Source organism: Actinomyces gaoshouyii (assembly GCF_002072175.1).
In the GTDB taxonomy this organism is placed as follows: domain Bacteria; phylum Actinomycetota; class Actinomycetes; order Actinomycetales; family Actinomycetaceae; genus Actinomyces; species Actinomyces gaoshouyii.
Map to the genome: position 1 here is coordinate 46,809 of NZ_MVIV01000008.1, position 16,638 is coordinate 63,446.

14 protein-coding genes are annotated in these 16,638 nt (G+C 72.5%); 4 read left to right on the top strand and 10 right to left on the bottom strand.

Annotated elements, in window-relative coordinates; all coding sequences use genetic code 11:
* Positions 1 to 102: 102 nt before the first annotated feature.
* Positions 103 to 1,086 (bottom strand): Bax inhibitor-1/YccA family protein, encoded by a 984-nt coding sequence (locus B1H50_RS07765; RefSeq protein ID WP_080463216.1) that lies wholly within the window; start codon positions 1,084 to 1,086, stop codon positions 103 to 105.
* A gap of 400 nt (positions 1,087 to 1,486) precedes the next feature.
* Between B1H50_RS07765 and B1H50_RS07770 the strand changes: the two genes are divergently transcribed.
* Genes B1H50_RS07770 through B1H50_RS07785 form a run of 4 tightly spaced genes read left to right on the top strand, consistent with a single transcriptional unit; the run spans position 1,487 to position 5,673 of the window.
* A complete protein-coding gene (locus B1H50_RS07770) occupies positions 1,487 to 2,434 on the top strand; it encodes an ATP-binding cassette domain-containing protein (RefSeq protein ID WP_080463217.1) in 948 nt (315 codons plus the stop codon).
* Between the two features lie 26 nt (positions 2,435 to 2,460).
* Entirely contained in the window at positions 2,461 to 3,297 is an 837-nt protein-coding gene (locus tag B1H50_RS07775; RefSeq protein WP_080463218.1) for an ABC transporter permease subunit, read from the top strand.
* Between the two features lie 10 nt (positions 3,298 to 3,307).
* Complete coding sequence (locus tag B1H50_RS07780) at positions 3,308 to 4,942, top strand: sensor histidine kinase (RefSeq protein ID WP_229657990.1); 1,635 nt, start codon at positions 3,308 to 3,310, stop codon at positions 4,940 to 4,942.
* On the top strand, positions 4,924 to 5,673 hold the full coding sequence (locus B1H50_RS07785; protein WP_080463219.1) for a response regulator: 750 nt from the start codon (positions 4,924 to 4,926) through the stop codon (positions 5,671 to 5,673). Before B1H50_RS07780 ends, B1H50_RS07785 begins: the two co-directional genes overlap by 19 nt.
* Before the next feature lie 57 nt (positions 5,674 to 5,730).
* Here the strand turns inward: B1H50_RS07785 and pth are convergent, their stop codons facing one another.
* The 9 genes from pth to mfd form a co-directional block, all read right to left on the bottom strand.
* Positions 5,731 to 6,327, bottom strand: a complete 597-nt coding sequence (pth, locus tag B1H50_RS07790) for an aminoacyl-tRNA hydrolase (protein ID WP_080463220.1) — start codon at positions 6,325 to 6,327, stop codon at positions 5,731 to 5,733.
* 22 nt (positions 6,328 to 6,349) lie between these two features.
* On the bottom strand, positions 6,350 to 6,955 hold the full coding sequence (locus tag B1H50_RS07795; RefSeq protein ID WP_080463221.1) for a 50S ribosomal protein L25/general stress protein Ctc: 606 nt from the start codon (positions 6,953 to 6,955) through the stop codon (positions 6,350 to 6,352).
* Positions 6,956 to 7,364: 409 nt separating this feature from the next.
* The gene (gene aroD, locus B1H50_RS07805; RefSeq protein WP_080463222.1) at positions 7,365 to 8,291 is read right to left on the bottom strand and encodes a type I 3-dehydroquinate dehydratase; all 927 of its coding nucleotides are present in this window, start codon (positions 8,289 to 8,291) and stop codon (positions 7,365 to 7,367) included.
* Positions 8,284 to 9,261, bottom strand: a complete 978-nt coding sequence (locus tag B1H50_RS07810) for a Ppx/GppA phosphatase family protein (RefSeq protein ID WP_080463245.1) — start codon at positions 9,259 to 9,261, stop codon at positions 8,284 to 8,286. Before B1H50_RS07810 ends, aroD begins: the two co-directional genes overlap by 8 nt.
* A 36-nt stretch (positions 9,262 to 9,297) precedes the next feature.
* Positions 9,298 to 9,804: a DUF501 domain-containing protein gene (locus B1H50_RS07815; RefSeq protein WP_095532522.1), complete on the bottom strand. Its 507-nt coding sequence runs from the start codon at positions 9,802 to 9,804 to the stop codon at positions 9,298 to 9,300.
* 68 nt (positions 9,805 to 9,872) lie between these two features.
* Entirely contained in the window at positions 9,873 to 10,586 is a 714-nt protein-coding gene (locus tag B1H50_RS07820; RefSeq protein ID WP_080463224.1) for an FtsB family cell division protein, read from the bottom strand.
* 196 nt (positions 10,587 to 10,782) lie between these two features.
* On the bottom strand, positions 10,783 to 12,069 hold the full coding sequence (eno, locus tag B1H50_RS07825; protein ID WP_080463225.1) for a phosphopyruvate hydratase: 1,287 nt from the start codon (positions 12,067 to 12,069) through the stop codon (positions 10,783 to 10,785).
* Positions 12,070 to 12,241: 172 nt separating this feature from the next.
* Positions 12,242 to 12,829: a hypothetical protein gene (locus B1H50_RS07830; protein WP_080463226.1), complete on the bottom strand. Its 588-nt coding sequence runs from the start codon at positions 12,827 to 12,829 to the stop codon at positions 12,242 to 12,244.
* Between the two features lie 108 nt (positions 12,830 to 12,937).
* Positions 12,938 to 16,624: a transcription-repair coupling factor gene (mfd, locus tag B1H50_RS07835; RefSeq protein ID WP_080463227.1), complete on the bottom strand. Its 3,687-nt coding sequence runs from the start codon at positions 16,622 to 16,624 to the stop codon at positions 12,938 to 12,940.
* Positions 16,625 to 16,638 lie beyond the last annotated feature (14 nt).

Sequence of the window (16,638 nt, forward strand, 5' to 3'; positions counted from 1 at the left end):
ATCGGAGCGCCGCCTCTCCGCCGGCCGCCCATGCGGCGGGGCCGGCCGGGTCATGCCCGGTCGGCCCCGCGCCCCCGCGAACGGGAGAGGACGCTGAGCGGATCAGTCGTCGGAGAAGATCGCCAGGATCCGAAGGATCTCGATGTACAGCCACACGAGGGTGACGACGAGCCCGAAGGCCCCGGCCCATGCGTAGCGGGTGGGCAGGCCGGCCTCGACGCCCCGCTGGATTGACTCGAAATCCATCGCCAGGCTGAAGGCCGCCATGACGACGGCGAGCAGGCCCACGATGATGCCGACCGGAATGCCCGCGATCTCCAAGGAACGCAGGCCGAAGGGCCCGCCGACGTCGGAGAACATCATGACACCGAAGTTGAGCAGGCAGAAGACGAGGTAGCCGCCCATGGCGAGCATGAGGATCCGCTGCGCCTTGCCGGACAACCGGAAGCCGCCGATCTTGTAGGCGCCGAGCATGACGGCGAACACCGCGACGGAGGCCAGCACCGCCTGGATGACGATCCCGGGGAAGCGCGCCTCCATGACGCCGGAGAAGGCGCCGAGCATGGCGCCCTCGCAGGCCGAGTAGGCCAGGATGAGCGCGGGCGAGGGCACCTTCTTGAAGGAGTTGACCAGGCCCAGGACGAGGGCGCCGATCGCCCCTCCGAGCATCAGGAGGACGCCGATGGGGGATGTGGAGGGGGTGGTCGCCATGACCCAGGAGACGGCGCCGACGGCGAGAATGACCGCGAACATCGCGGCCGTGCGCATGATGACGTCGTCGTAGGTCATGCGGCCGCGGTCCACGTTGGTGGCGGCCGGGGCCCCGTACTGGGTCTCCATCCGGTCGAGCTGGGCCGGGGTGACCTGGCCGTAGCCCGCCTGCTGGGGAGCACCGTATCCCACTGGCTGGCCGTACGGCGCCTGCCCGTAGGGGGCGGCCTGGCCGTACTGCTGGGCCTGGACGTACTGGCCCGGCTGGTACCCGGGCATCGCGGGGTACCCGGCGGGGGTGGTCTGGGGCGTCGCGACGGCGGTGCGCGCCCCGCCGTTGAAGGCCGGGTTTCGATCGAAGAAGGGGTTGCTCAAGGGTATGTGTCCTCTCTGGACGGGGACTGCCGACGGCGCGGCCCGGCTCGGGCCCTCCATCTCAACGCCGCCATCCTGCCGCACATTCCCCTTCCCGGTCGACCGTCGTCCCGGGCACGAGTACCCACCTCCGCCCGGTCTCCTCGCCGTCTCCGCATCTCCCCCGCGTCTCCTCCCCGAGGAGGAGACGCGTCCACCGTGGGTCCTGCCCCGCTCCCCTCGCAGATTCATCCCGCGCGCCGATGGACCGGCGAGTACCGTTGACTAGCCTGGTACCACGCCGTCGGGACTAGCCGGGACCAGAACAGTCACCTCTCCGGTCCCGACGGCGCCCAGCGACCCCGTCGGGCCGCGCGAGCCGCACGGCGATCAGCCCCCCGAACCTAAGGAGCCCGGAACCATGATCGAGGCACGTGGATTGACGAAGCGCTACGGCGACAAACTGGCCGTGGACAACATCTCCTTCACCGTCGAGCCCGGCGCCGTCACCGGCTTCCTGGGCCCCAACGGCGCCGGCAAATCCACCACCATGCGCATGATCATGGGCCTGGACAAGCCCACCGCCGGCACCGTGACCGTGGCCGGCAAGAAGTACAAGGACCTGAACGCCCCCCTGTGCTCCGTCGGCGCCCTCCTGGACGCCAAAGGACTGCACGGATCACGCTCGGCCCGCGCCCACCTCACGCAACTGGCTGTCTCCAACGGCATCCCCACCAGCCGCGTCGACAAGGTCCTGGACATCACAGGCCTGACCCAGGTGGCCAAGAAGCGAGTCAAGGGGTTCAGCCTCGGGATGGGCCAGCGGCTGGGCATGGCCGCGGCCCTCCTGGGCGACCCCGACATCCTCATCTTCGACGAGCCCATCAACGGCCTCGACCCCGAGGGCGTCATCTGGGTGCGCCAGACCTGCCGCGCCCTGGCCGCCGAGGGACGCACCGTCTTCATCTCCTCGCACCTGATGAGCGAGATGTCCCAGACCGCCGACCGCCTCATCGTCATCGGCCGCGGCCGCATCCTCACCACCGGCCCCGTGAGCGAGATCATCGCCTCGGCCACCACCGACACCGTGCGCGTGGCCTCCCCCCAGGCCACCGACCTCGCGGCCCTCCTGGCCTCCCAGGGCATCACCGTCGCCACCCCCGAGCCCGGAGTGCTGACCCTCACCGAGGCTCCCGCCGCCCGCATCGGCGAGCTCGCCGCCGCCCACGGCATCACCCTGCACGAGCTGACCACCATCAAGGCCAGCCTCGAGGACGCCTACCTCGAGCTCACCGGAGGCGCCACCGAGTACAGCACCGCTCCCGCCCAGGCCAACCGTCCCAGCACGCGCGGAGCCCACCGAGCCTGACCCCGCCGCCCCCAAGGAGAACCCCCATGACCGCACCCACCACCCCCGGCACTGCACGGCGAGCCACCCGCGCCCCCCGCATCAACGGCAAGCAGACCTTCGGCCGCGCCCTGCGCTCGGAATGGCTCAAGCTCCGCACCCTGCGCTCGACCTGGATCGCCTCCGCCATCACCATGAGCATCACCGTCCTCTTCGGCGCCGGCATCACCATCGCCTTCGGCATATCCTCGAATTCCGATTTGCCCGCAAACGCGGCCGACAACATCGCCGCCGGGACGCCCTTCGGGCAGATCGCCGTCGCCGTGCTCGCCGCCCTCATGATCACCGGCGAGTACGCCTCCGGCCAGATCCGCTCCACCCTGACCGCCACCCCCCACCGCTCACAGGTCTTCGCGGCCAAGTCCCTGGTCACAGCTATCTTCGCCTTCCTCCTCGGAGCCGTCTCCGTCCTCCTGGCCTGGGCCATCTCCGCTCCGTTCATCGGGGACCACGCGGTGTCCCTGACCGACGCCGAGTACGCCGGCTACATCTGGGGGGCAGGCCTCGGCTTCGCCGCCATCGCGCTGATGGGCCTCGCCCTGGGATTCATCTTCCGCTCCACCGCCGGGGCGATCTCATTGGCGGTCGTCCTCCTCTTCGTCATCACCATCCCCTTCAGCATCTTGTCGTTGCGGTTCGAGTGGGCCATGAATCTGGCCGAGACCCTGCCCGGCAACGCCGTGCTCGCCCTGACCGACCCCTTCGCCCGGGCCCACTCCTGGAGCGGCTTCCTCAACCACTGGCAGGCCGCTCTCGTGTCCTGCGCCTGGTTCATCATTCCCACGATCATCGCTTACACGGTCTTCTCCCGGCGCGATGCCTGATGATCATCCGATGAGCCCAGCGCCCCTCAACGAGCCCGCCGCAGCCCTCCCGGGGGCTGCGGCGGGCCTCGCCGTCCCCGGGCCCGAAGCCGCTCCGGAGACCCCGCCTCAGTCCCGCTCCCCCGAGGGCGGCCAGGGCCGATGTCCCCGACGCCGGCGCCTGCGCGCCATCGGGGCGTCCATGCCGCCGATCGCGGTGGACCTGCTCATCACCGCGGCGGTCGCAGGGCTCTCCCTGACGGTCACCCTCAACACCCTCCTCGGTCTCGAGGCCCTCGGCGCCGGCTCCAGCACGCAACCGTGGCTGCCGTTCTCCGTCGTCATCTCAGCGCTGTGCCCGGCCTGCCTGCTCCTCCGGCGGCGGGCCGCCCGCCTCGCCTGGGCCGTGGTGACCCTGGCACTACCGGTCCACCACATCGCTCTGATGCTCCTCTGGCTCGATGACCTCCGCGCGGCCCCCGTCCTCGACATCGTCCCCCACTTCTTCCTGCCGGCAGCCTCGATCATCCTCGGGACGATCGCCGCCCGCTTCCCCTTGCGCCACGGCTGCGGCGCCGCCCTGATCACGACTCTCACCGCCATCATCAGCCAAGCCGGATTCGACGCGGTGATCAATCGGATGGATCCGGTTGAGCTCCTCTCCTCGCGCATGATCATGCAGAACTCCTTCGTCATCGTGCTCCTCAACCTGGGCGGCACGGCAATCGGCCTGACGATCCGCACCCAGCGGGCCCGGCTGACCCGTGAGCTCGAGCGGTCCCATCGGATCGCCCTGGAGAGGGAGCAGGCGAGCCTCCTGGCGGTCGCCGCCGAGCGCTCCCGCATCGCCCGCGAGATGCACGACGTCGTCGCCCACTCCCTGGCCGTCATGGTCACCATGGCCGACGGCGCGGCGGCCTCCCTCGACCGGAATCCCGAGATGGCCCGGCAGGCGATCGCGGCACTGGCGCAGACGGGCCGCAGCGCCCTGGCCGACACGCGGAGGCTCGTCGGCGTGCTGCGCGAAGACCCGCAGGTCGGCGCCCTCACGACCCGCGCCACCGGCGTGGCTGACGACTCGACCGACATCGACGGCAAGCGCATCAAGGACCTCCCCGTCCCCGAGTTCGCCCCTCCCGGCACGGTCGCGCCGCGCGAGCCCACAACCGCCGTCGCCAACCTGCGGCGCGCCGCCGCAGCCCACGCGGACGGCAGCGGCGGCGATGCGGTCCCCATGAGACCGGCCCCCGAGCAGGCGGATCTCCAAATCCTCGTCGACCGCCTCGCCTCCGCGGGAATCCCGATCACCTACTCCTGGCGGGGGCGCGACCTTCCTGAGGACCGAGGGCTGCAGATGACCCTCTTCCGCCTCGCCCAGGAGTCCCTGACCAACGTGCTCCGCTACGCCCCCACCACGAGCAGGGTGAGCGTTGACGTCCAGAGGCGCATCGGGACCGCCGTGCTCACGGTGGACAACGAGGCCGCCCCCGGCACCACCCCCATGCACGGCTCGGGGAAAGGACTCATCGGCATGCGGGAGCGCGCAGCCGTCTATGGTGGCAGCGTTCAAGCAGGGCCCCGCGCCTCGGGATGGCGCGTACGCGCGGTCCTGCGCTGGGACGAGGAGGACCAGGAGGGATCCGCGCCATGGCAGATGCCCATGTGAACGGGGCCGATACGGCCGAGCAGACCGACCCCGCGCCCAAAGCGGCGTCGCCGGAGGGCGCCGGCGCCCCGGTGCGCGTGATCCTGGCCGACGACCAGTCCCTCATGCGCATGGGATTCCACATGGTCCTCGACGCCGAGGAGGGCATCGAGGTCGTCGGCGAGGCCTCCGACGGCACAGCCGCCGTCGCCCAGGCCCGGGCCCTCCAACCGGACGTCATCCTCATGGACGTGCGCATGCCCGGCATGGACGGCATCGAGGCCACCGCGAGGATCACCGCCGAGTGCCCGCAGACGCGTGTCCTCATCCTGACCACCTTCGACCTGGACGAGTACGCCTTCGCGGGCCTGCGGGCCGGGGCCTCGGGGTTCCTGCTCAAGGACACCCGGCCCACCGAGCTCGCTGAGGCGATCCGCACCGTGGCCGGCGGGGAGGCGGTGGTCTCGCCGCGCATCACGCGCCGGATGCTGGAGATGTTCGCGGGCGACCTGCCGAACGCGGCCAGCGCCCCCGACTCCGAGGACCCGCGCCTGGTATCGCTGACCCCCCGCGAGAGGGAGATCCTCATCCTCATGGCCCAGGGCATGAGCAACCAGGAGATCGCGGACGAGCTCATCGTCTCCACGACCACGGTCAAAACCCATGTGGGCAACGTCCTGGCCAAGCTGGACGTGCGGGACCGGGTGCAGGCCGTCGTCGTCGCCTACGAGACGGGACTCATGGCGCCCTGAGTGAGACAGGGGGCGCGGCGGGCCCCGAAGCCGCCCGGCCCCTCTCGCCCCTTCCCTTCAGGCGGAGTGGAGCCGCCGCTGGGCGGCGTCGAGTCCGAGGAACACCACGCTCTCGACGGCGTCGGCGGCCTCCTCGCAGGTGACCGCCCACTCGGAGCGCTCACGCGCCGGGAAGTCCGAGAGCACGAAGTCGGCCGGGGCCTGGCGACCGGGCGGCCGGCCGATGCCCACGCGCAGGCGGGCGTAGTCGCGCGTGCCCAGGGCCTGGGAGATCGACCTCAATCCGTTGTGCCCGCCCTCGCCACCGCCGCGCTTGAGACGCATCTCATGGGGACTGATGTCGAGCTCGTCATGGATGACGAGCAGGCGCGCGGCGGGGTCGACGCCGTAGAACCGCACGAGGGCCTTGACCGGGCCACCGGAGACGTTCATGAAGGCCTCCGGGCGGGCGAGGATGACGCGCGGCCCCGGCGCGCCGCCGGACAGGAGGCCGAGGCGGACCTCAGTGACGCGGGCGCGGGCCTTGTGGCGGGAGAGCCGGGACCCGGTCCGCCCCGCCAGAGCGTCGATCACCATATGACCGATGTTGTGGCGGTTGTGGGCGTACCGGGCCTCGGGGTTCCCCAGGCCGACGATGAGCCAGGGGCCGCTCATGGGCGTTGGCCGCGCGTGCGCGTCACTCGGCGGCCGGGGCGGCCTCGGAGCCGGCGCCGGCCTCGGCGGCGTCGCCCGCATCGTGGGTCGTCGGGATCGTCACGTTGACGACAGCGAGCTCGGCGTCGGAGATCGCCTCGACGCCCTCGGGCAGGGCCAGGTCGGCCACGGTGATGATGGTGCCGCCCTCGACGCCGGTGATGTCGACGCCGATGGCCTCGGGGATGGCGATGGCCGGCGCGGTGACCTCGACGTGGTCGAGCTCGATCATGTGGATGGTGCCGGGAGCGGAGGTGCCCATGACGTTGACCGGCACCTCGACGTCGACGCGCTCATTGCGGTTGACCAGGAGGAAGTCGACGTGCTGCACGCCGGGGCGGATGGGGTGGCGCTGGATGTCCTTGACGATGGCGAGCAGGTCCTGGCCCTCCAGGTCGATGTTGATCAGGGCGTTCTCGTTGCCGCGCAGAGCGAGGCGAGTGGCGTGCTCCTCGAGGAGGATGTGGCGGGGCTCGGAGCCGTGGCCGTAGACGACGGCGGGGCACCGGCCATCGCGGCGGGCCTGGCGGGCGGCGCCCTTGCCGGAGCCGGTGCGGATGGTGGCCTTGAGGGTGATGGCGTTGGACATCTGGGTCTCCTGGGGAGGGCGGGGCGCGCCCCGCGCGTCGGTGGTCCGGCGTGGCGCGACGACGCGCGGCACGCTCCGGTGCCACCACGTCGATCACGGATGCACGCGCTCGCGCGTGTCCCTCGCCGGGGTTTCGGGCCAACAGTACGGCACACCGCCGGGTGCGGGCCAGGCGAGAGCCGGTGAGGCGGGCCACCCCGGGCGCCGTCATCGCGTCTGGGAGGCAGCCGGGTCGCCGGCCTCATGATCGCCGCGACCGCGCTCGCCGAGGACATGCCTCTCCTCACGCGCAATCCGGAGGTTCTCCGAGGGCTCGACGAGTTGATCACCGTCGTTGCGCTGTAGCGGGATTCGGCGAGGCTCATCGATTCCCCGACGCCCCCGGACGCTCTCGGGACAGGGCCCAGCGTCAGTCGGCCTGTGGAAAACCGCCCGGTGTCGTTCCTGTTTTCGACCGGTCTCGGTGGGAGAGGAGGGCGGCGATGGTGGGCTGGCCGGGGGCTGAGGCTGCGGCGGGATCGGCGCTGAGGGCGGCGAAGGTGAGGGCGGAGCCGTAGCGCCAGCCCTCCAGGCGACTGCGCCGCCCTCGCTCCCCCATGGAGATGACCGCCACCGGGATGCTGAGACAGGCCCGGGCCCGCGCCGTCACCTGGAGCGCGCGGTCGACGTCCTCCTCGCTGCGCGGCATGACGGCGATCTTCGCGCAATCGGCGCCGCCGGTCTCCATCCGCTCCAGCCTCTCCAGCATCTCCCCGTCCGGCGGGGTGGCGGTGAAGTCGTGGCTCGACGCGACGACGGCGATCCCCGCCTCGTGGGCCCGCGCCGCCAGGGCGGTCAGGGCGCCGGTGGACAGCTCGACGTCGAGCGCGTCAGCGACCGCGTGCCCGGCGCGATGCTCGGCCTGGAGGTCGATGAGCGCGCCCAGGGCCTCGGCCTGCTCGCGCGGATCCATGGCCGCGCCACCGCCCTCGCGCCGGCTGCGCGCGGTGGCGAGCAGAGGCGTGCCGGTGGGGGCCAGGACCGCGGAGACCGCGAGGACGGCCTCATGCCAGAAGGCGGCCTGGGCCTGCGGTCCGGCGGCCTGCGGCGATGAGAGCAGGTCGAGCCGGAGCTCGACGAGATCCGCTCCGGCCGCCGCCGCCGCGAGCGCCTGGGCGAGCGCGGAGCCTGAGTCCCCAGCGCTATCGGCGCCATCGATGGCGCCGGCTGTCGTGGCCACGGCGACGACCACGCGCTCCCCGCCGAGCTCGGCGGCCCCGATCCTCGCGGGGCGCGGGCAGAGCGGCGAACCAGGCGACGGGGTCCGGCCCGCCCCCGTGGCGGGAGCCTCAGCCACGGCGCCGCTCCCCGCCGTCGGCCAGGGACAGGGCGATGCCGTCGAGGATGTCGGTGAGCGAGGTGATCGCGGACTCCAGGGGGCGCCCGGCCTCGCCCGTGCGCTCGGCGACCCGGCCGATGACTTCGGACCATACGAGGGCTCCCGCGGCGATGACGTCGCGCCGCCCCGGGCGCAGGTAGCCCCAGGACTCGCGCTCGGCCGCCGTCGAGCGAAGGATCGCCTCGCAGGAGGCCAGCACGGTGCCCAGCGGCAGGCGGGAGCCGTGGATTGAGTCGGGCTCGAAGTCCGCCAGGCTCAGGGCGTGGGCGGTGATCGTGGTGATCGTGCCGGCCAGGCCCACGATCTCCTCGGCGGCGCCCAGGTCCATGACCTCCTCGGCGCGGTCGAGGAGATCGCACACATGCGCCCGGGCGGCGGCCTCGGCCGCGCGGGTGACGCCGTCGGCGAGGTAGCGCTCGGTGACGCGCACGGAGCCGGTGTCCAGGGAGATCGCAGCCTCGGGCACGCGCGCGCCGAGGACCAGTTCGGTGGAGCCGCCGCCGAGGTCGACGACGAGGCGCCGGCGGATGCCCTGCGCGCCGAGGAGAGAACCGGCGAAGGACAGGCGGGCCTCCTCCTGACCGGAGACGACCTCGGGCTCGATGCCGAGGCGCCGGCGGACGCCATCGACGAAGACGTCCCGGTTGCTCGCGTCCCTCGTGGCGGAGGTTGCGACGAAGCGCGTGCGCTGAGCGCCGGTGGCCCGGATGCGCTCGGCGTAGTCGGTGACGACATCCAGGGTGCGCTCAAGGGCCCCATCATCGAGGCGGCCGGTCCTGTCCACGCCCTGACCGAGGCGCACGATCATCGAATGCCGTTGGACTCTCTCCAGGCGCCAGCCGGTGGGTCCGCCGTCGGGGTGGGCGTCGGCGATGAGCAGGCGGATCGTATTCGTGCCGCAGTCGATCGCGGCAACGCGGGTGGGCATGGGCGCCATGGATCCTCCGAGCAGGGTCGGCAGTGGTCAGCAGCTGCAGCGGCGATCGTCCCACAGGCCGCGCTCGCGCAGGGCCTCCAGGGTGAGATCGCCGATCGGGTTGATGCCCGGGCCGGCGGCCAGGGCGTGCCCGAGGAGGGCGTGGAGGCATTTGACGCGGGTGGGCATGCCGCCCGCGCTCACTGCCTCGATCTCATGGGGGGAGCCGAGCTCGGCGCGGGCGGCCAGGTAGTGCCCGTGGGCGCGCCCGTAGGCGTCGGCGAGAGCCTGGTCCTGGCCGAGGCGGGCGTTGAAGTCCTCCATGAGGTGCTCGGCCTCGAGGGTGGAGCAGCCGCGCACGGCGGCGGGGTGCGTGAGGTAGTAGCTGGTGGGGAAGGGGGAGCCGTCAGGGAGGCGGGGCGCCGTGCGTACGACGGTCGGGCGGCCGCACACGCAGCGCGCCGCGATGGAGACGACGCCGCGGGGCACGCGCCCGAGTTGCTCGGCCAGGGCGTCGAGATCGGCCTGGGAGACTTCCGGGGGGGATGGGGGCATGGGGTTCTCGCTCACCGTCGCATTCTCCTCCGGCCGCTCCTGCACTCCCCGCCCCGTCTGATCGGCGCTCATCTCGTGGCCTCGGGGGTGGCGGGCGCCGCGGGGGAGGCGCTCGGGCTCGCGGAGGGGCCGGCGGCCGGCGTCGTCGCGCCACCGGCGACGGCGGCGGACTCCGTGAGGGCGTCGTACCAGGGGGCGCGGGTCTCCTCCTTGGCGGCGGCCCGGGCATCGGCATCGGCCTGCGCCTGCACCTCGTCGGCGCCGACGACGACGTAGCTCTTCTCCCCCGGCATCACGTAGGAGAGGCGCTCGCGCGCCTGGGCGCGCACGTAGGCCTCGTCCTTCCACTGGGCCGCCTCCTGCTCGAGGGCGGTGGCGGTGGCCCTGGCGGCGTCGATCTGCCGGGCGACGGCGTCGTACCGGGCGCGCTGAGCCAGGTAGTGGTTGAGGGTGGGCAGGACGACGACGAGCGCGAGAATGAGCACGGCCGCGAGCACGAGCAGGCGGACGGGCAGGGCGAGACCCTCCGGGCCTCCAAGGCGCAGGACTATCGGGGTCGACGCCGGCTCAGCGGTGCCGGCCCGGGCCGAGCCGCGCTCGGACGTCGTGCTGGGCCGTTCAGGGCGGTCGGAGCGCTCGGGCCGTTCAGCGCGGCGGGGGCGAACGGCGTCGCCGGTATCGGTGGGGCGCCCGGGCCCGGTGCCGCGGGGGATCGTGCGCGGGGCGGGGCGCGCCTCGGAGCGGGCCCTCGGGCGGGCGGGGGTCGGGCGGCGCGGGCTCATGGGGCGATCCTGCCGCAGGGCCGGGCCTCCTCCAAGCAGGCGCACGCGGGAGTGGTACGGGCCATGGGCGCGGAAGGATCACGGGGCGGTGGAGGCCAAAAGGCCTCGCGCGGGCCGACGGTCACCGGCCCGCGCGAGGCGGTGTGGGCGTCAGATCGCCCCGATCCAAGGGCGGGCACGGCGCCCGGCCCCGGGCTCAGGCCTTGAAACGCGGGAAGGCGGAGGCGCCGGCGTAGACGGCGGCCTCGCCGAGGGACTCCTCGATGCGCAGGAGCTGGTTGTACTTGTTGATGCGCTCGCCGCGGGCCGGGGCACCGGTCTTGATCTGGCCGGAGTTGGTGGCCACGGCGAGGTCGGCGATGGTGACGTCCTCGGTCTCACCGGAGCGGTGGGAGGTCATCGACTTGTAACCGGCGCGGTGCGCCATCTCGACGGCCTCGAGGGTCTCGGTGAGCGAGCCGATCTGGTTGACCTTGACCAGGAGGGCGTTGGCGGCTCCGAGCTCGATGCCCTTGGCGAGGCGCTCGGGGTTGGTGACGAAGAAGTCGTCGCCGACGATCTGGACGCGGTCGCCGATGCGGTCGGTGAGGGCCTTCCAGTCATCCCACTCGTCCTCGCTCAGCGGGTCCTCGATGGAGACGATCGGGAAGTCGGTGATGAGCTTCTCGTAGTAGTCGACCATGAAGGCGTTGTCGCGGGCCTCGCCCTCGAAGTTGTACGTCTTGGTCGCCTCGTCGAAGAACTCGGTAGAGGCGACGTCCATGGCCAGCGCGACATCGGCGCCCGGCTTGTAACCGGCCTTCTCGATGGCCTCGACGATGAGCTCGAGGGCCTCGCGGTTGGAGTCGAGGTTGGGGGCGAAACCGCCCTCGTCGCCCAGGCCGGTGGACAGGCCGCGGCCCTTGACGACGGCCTTGAGGGAGTGGTAGACCTCGGCGCCCATGCGCAGGGCCTCGAGGAAGGTCTTGGCGCCGATGGGGGCGATCATGAACTCTTGGATGTCCACGTTGGAGTCGGCGTGGGAGCCACCGTTCATGATGTTCATCATCGGGACGGGCAGGACGTGGGCGTTCGGGCCGCCGACGTACTGGAAGAGCTCGAGGCCGGCGGAGTCGGCGGAGGCGGCAGCGGCGGCCAGGGAGACGCCGAGGATGGCGTTGGCGCCGAGCTTGCCCTTGTTGGGGGTGCCGTCCAGGTCGATCATGAGCTGGTCGAGGCCGCGCTGGTCGGCGGCGTCGTAGCCGATGATCTCGGGGGCGATGGTCTCGTTGACGTTGGCGACGGCCTTCTCGACGCCCTTGCCGAGGTAACGGCCCTTGTCGCCGTCGCGCAGCTCGACGGCCTCGAACGCGCCGGTGGAGGCGCCCGAGGGGACGGCGGCGCGGGCGAAGGAGCCGTCCTCCAGGAGGATCTCGACCTCGAGGGTCGGGTTGCCGCGGGAGTCGAGGATTTCGCGGGCGTGAACGTTCTCGATGAGGGCCACTTGGTGCTCCTTTGTCGTGTGAACCGATCGGGGTGATCCGGATGCGATCCCAAGCCTACCGGGATGAGCAGGTCCGCACGAGGGCCATGGTCCCCGGATCGGCGGAGTTCACGTCCGGCGAGCACGCGTCCCGAACCCGGCCCCGGGCGCGGGACGCGGCAGCACTTCGGCGTCAGCGCGTGGCCGGCTGCTGCGCGCCGCGCTCCGGGGGGACGGGCCCGGCCGCGGAGGGAGCGAGGAGCCAGGGGCGGGCACTCGAGTAGCGCGGGGAGACCTCGACCTCCGCGGCACCGTCGATCCGCTGGATGTCGGCCTGCGCCTGCGCGGCCCGCGGGGCGCCGATGCCGCCCCGGCCGGGGTTGGAGATGATGCCGTACAGGTAGGTGGCGCGCATCGCCCGCCGCGCCTGGACGGAGTGCCTGCCCTTGCCGATCTGGTCGTCGAGCAGGAGATCGACCTGCTCATCGCTCACGGCCAGGCCCTGGGACGCGCAGACCTCCTCGATGATGTCGGCGGAGAGGAGGAGCCTGAGCGTCCCGGAGACGGGCCAGTTCAACGGCTTGAGCTCTTCAGCGGCCTCCTGAAGCTCCCTCTCCGTGATCGTCGTCGAGTGGGTGGTGCCATCGAGCCCCGTGTAGGAGGACGTAGCGGCGATGCCGGGCCGGACGGAGCAGGCCCCCAGGGCCGAAGCGCCGAGCAGGAGGGCCGCGGCGGCGGCGAGCAGTCGGGGCGCGCGGGAGGCGATCCGGGGAGCGGTCACAGTGCTTCTCCTGTTCTCACGGCGAGTCACCAAGCCATCGTATCCCCGAGTGGCGCCATCCACGCCGAGTGGAGCGTTCTACCCGCACCACTGGGGGCGAAGGATCGATCAACGGCGGCGCCGGTATGCGGTGGCCTCGGCCTCGTAGTCGGCCTCCCCGGCCACGACGGCGCGCAGCAGCACCTCTGCCCAGCGCAGGAGGGCCTCTCCCTCGATCGGCCCGCCGCCCATGCGCGCCGCGCCGGGGGCGGGCACCACGATGGTACGGGTGGCGGGCTTGATCGTCGTGCCCGGGTAGAGGCGGGTGAGCCTCATCCGACTGGATTCGGGCAGCTCCACGGGCGCGAAGCGGATGGACTTGCCCTGGGCCACGATCTCGCGCACCCCCAGCCCGGCCGCGAGCGCGCGCAGCCGAGCCAGCGCGGCCAGACGCGTCACCGGTTCGGGCACGGGTCCGTAACGATCGGCGAGCTCATCCAGCACGTCGGCCACCTGCTCATCGCTGCGGGCGGCGGCGAACTTCGTGTAGGCCTCCAGGCGCAGGCGCTCGTGGGGCACGTAGTCCTCGGGGATGGTGGCGTCCACGGGCAGCTCGATGCGCAGCTCGTCCTCGCCATCGTCCGCGACGCCGGCCCCCTCCCCCATCCCCAGGGAGCGCTTGTAGGCGGCCACGGCGTCGGAGACCATGCGCATGTACAGGTCGAAGCCGACCCCGGCGATATGACCGGACTGCTCCCCGCCCAGCAGGTTCCCGGCACCGCGGATCTCCAGGTCCTTCATGGCCACCTGCATGCCGGCACCAAGGTCGGTGTTGGTGGCGATAGTGCGCAGGCGCTCCAGGGCGGTCTCGGTCAGCGGCTTGTCCGCGGGGTAGAGGAAATAGGCGTAGGCGCGCTCGCGTCCCCGGCCCACACGCCCGCGCAGCTGGTGGAGCTGGGACAGGCCGAAGCGGTCAGCGCGGTCGACGATGAGGGTGTTCGCGTTGGAGACGTCCAAGCCGGTCTCGACGATCGTCGTGCACACGAGGACGTCGATCCGCTTGCGCCAGAAGTCGTCGATGACGGCCTCGAGCCGGGCCTCGCTCATCTGCCCGTGGGCGGTGGCCACGCGCGCCTCGGGAACGAGCTCGGCGATCCGGGCGGCGACGCGGTCGATGTCGGAGACGCGGTTGTGGACGAGGAAGACCTGCCCGTCGCGCAGGAGCTCGCGGCGGATGGCGGCACCGACCTGCTTGGTCTCCCAGGCCCCCACGTAGGTGAGGATGGGGTGGCGGTCCTCGGGCGGAGTGGCCAGGGTGGACATCTCGCGAATACCGGTCACCGCCATCTCCAGGGTGCGGGGAATGGGTGTGGCGGACATGGCCAGGACGTCGACATCGGTGCGCAGGGCCTTGAGGGCTTCCTTGTGCTCGACGCCGAAGCGCTGCTCCTCGTCGATGATGAGCAGGCCGAGGTCCTTGAAGCGCACCTGCCCAGTGATGAGGCGGTGGGTGCCGACGACGACATCGATGGAGCCGTCGGCGAGCCCGGCCAGGACCTCGGCGGACTCGGCCTCGGATTGGAAGCGGGAGAGCTGGGCGACGCGCACGGGGAAGCCCGCGTAGCGCTCGGTGAAGGTCTCCGCGTGCTGACTGACCAGCAGGGTCGTGGGGGCCAGGACCGCGACCTGCTTGCCATCGGCCACGGCCTTGAAGGCGGCGCGCACGGCGACCTCGGTCTTGCCGTAGCCGACGTCGCCCATGATGAGGCGGTCCATGGGCTGGGGCCTCTCCATGTCGGCCTTGACGTCGTCGATGGTGGCCAGCTGGTCGGGGGTCTCGGTGTAGGGGAAGGCCTCTTCGAGCTCGGCCTGCCAGGGGGTGTCGGGACCGAAGGCGTGCCCTGCGGCAGCGGCGCGGGCGGCGTAGAGGCGCACAAGCTCGCCGGCGATCTCGCGGACGGCCTTGCGCGCCTTGGACTTGGTCTTGGCCCAGTCGGCGCCGCCCATTTTGTTCAGGGCCGGCGCATCCCCGCCGACGTACTTGGTGACCTGATCGAGGGAGTCGGTGGGGACCATGAGCCGGTCGCCGCTCTGGCCGCGCTTGGAGGGCGCGTACTCGATCACGAGGTACTCCCGGGTGGCGGCGCTCTTGCCCGTGCCGACGGCGCGGCGCCGCAGCTCGATGAATCGCCCGACGCCGTGCTGGGCGTGGACGACGAGGTCGCCGGGGCGCAGGGACAGGGGGTCGACGGAGGCGCGGGAGCGGCGGGCGGGCAGGGCCTTGGGGCCGCGCGGGCCGGTGGAGGCGCGCCCGGTGAGGTCCGACTCGGCGATGAGGGCGAGACGCGGCCCCTCGGCGACGAAGCCGTGGCCGGCGGAGGCCTGGGTGATGCGCACGACGCCGTCGCCCCGCGGCCCATCGTCGGCGACGGACCACCCGAGATCGGCGGGCTCGTCGAGCTGGGTGACGATGCGGGCGGGCACATCGCCGTCGGCGAGCAGCTGGGCCATGCGGCGGCCGGGCCCGGGCCCGTCGGTGGCCACGACAACGCCCCACCCCTCGCGGGCCATGCGGCCGAGGTCCATGACGGCCTCGTCGAGACGGCCCCGGTAGCCGGCGGGATCGCGCAGCGCCGGCGCCGTCGCATCCGGGGAGGAGGCCAGGGAGGTGAGCGACCACCAGCCCAGGTTGCTGGACAGGGCCAGCGCTCGGGCCTCGCCGAGGCTCGCGAAGGCGGCGGCGGACAGGTCCACGGGGACGGTTCCGCCGGAGGCGGCGGAGGTCCAGGCGGCGGCGAGGAACTCGGAGGTGGTGGCCACGAGGTCCTCGGCGCGCCTGCGGATGCGCTCGGGCTCCAGGGCGACGACGAGTCGTGGCCCGACGAGGTCGAGGACGGGCACCATGCGAGGGGCGAGCACGGGAGCGAGGGACTCCATGCCCTCGCAGGGGATGCCCTCGGCGATCTTGTCGAGCATGTCGGCGGCTCCCGGGATCGCCCCGGTCAGTGCCCGGGCGCGCTCACGCACGGCGTCGGTGAGGAGCAGCTCGCGGCAGGGATGGAGGGTGGCGCCGTCCAGCTCCTCCACTGTGCGCTGATCGGCGACGGCGAAGGAGGAGACGGATTCGATGTCGTCGCCGAAGAAGTCGACGCGCACGGGGCGCGGCAGTGTGGGTGGGAAAACATCGAGGATGCCGCCGCGCACGGCGAACTCGCCGCGCGCCTCCACCATATCCACCCGGGTGTAGGCGGCGTCGGCCAGTCGGGCGGCGATGGCCTCCAGGCCCTCACTGGGGCCGGCGGCGAGTCGGATGGGCTCGATCTCCCCCAGGCCGTCGATGACGGGCGCGAGCAGGGCGCGGATGGGGACGACGAGGACGCGGATGGGGCCGTCGGCACTCGCGGGCCCCTCGACGGGGTGAGCGAGACGGCGCAGGACCGCGAGCCTGGTGGCCACGGTGTCCGCCCGCGGCGAGAGACGCTCGTGGGGCAGGGTCTCCCAGGCGGGGAGGACCGCGATATCGGTGGGCGGCAGGTAGCAGGCGAGGGCGGCGGCGAGCTCCTCGGCGTCGCGGCCGGTGGCGGTGACGCCGAGCAGTGGCGTCCCCTCACCCCCGGCGCCGGAGGCGCCGGGCTCCACCCCGACGGCGCGAGCGACGCCGCGCTCCCCCATCGCCATGGCGGCGAGGATCGCGGGGCGCGCCCCGGAGGCGACGACGGCGCTGTTCTCGCCTCGCCGGGTCGCGGCGGCGGTGCGGACGAGCTCGGCGATCGCGGGGTCGGCCAGGAGCGGGGGGAGGAGGGCGGTCAGTCGCACGCGGAGAGTCTAGA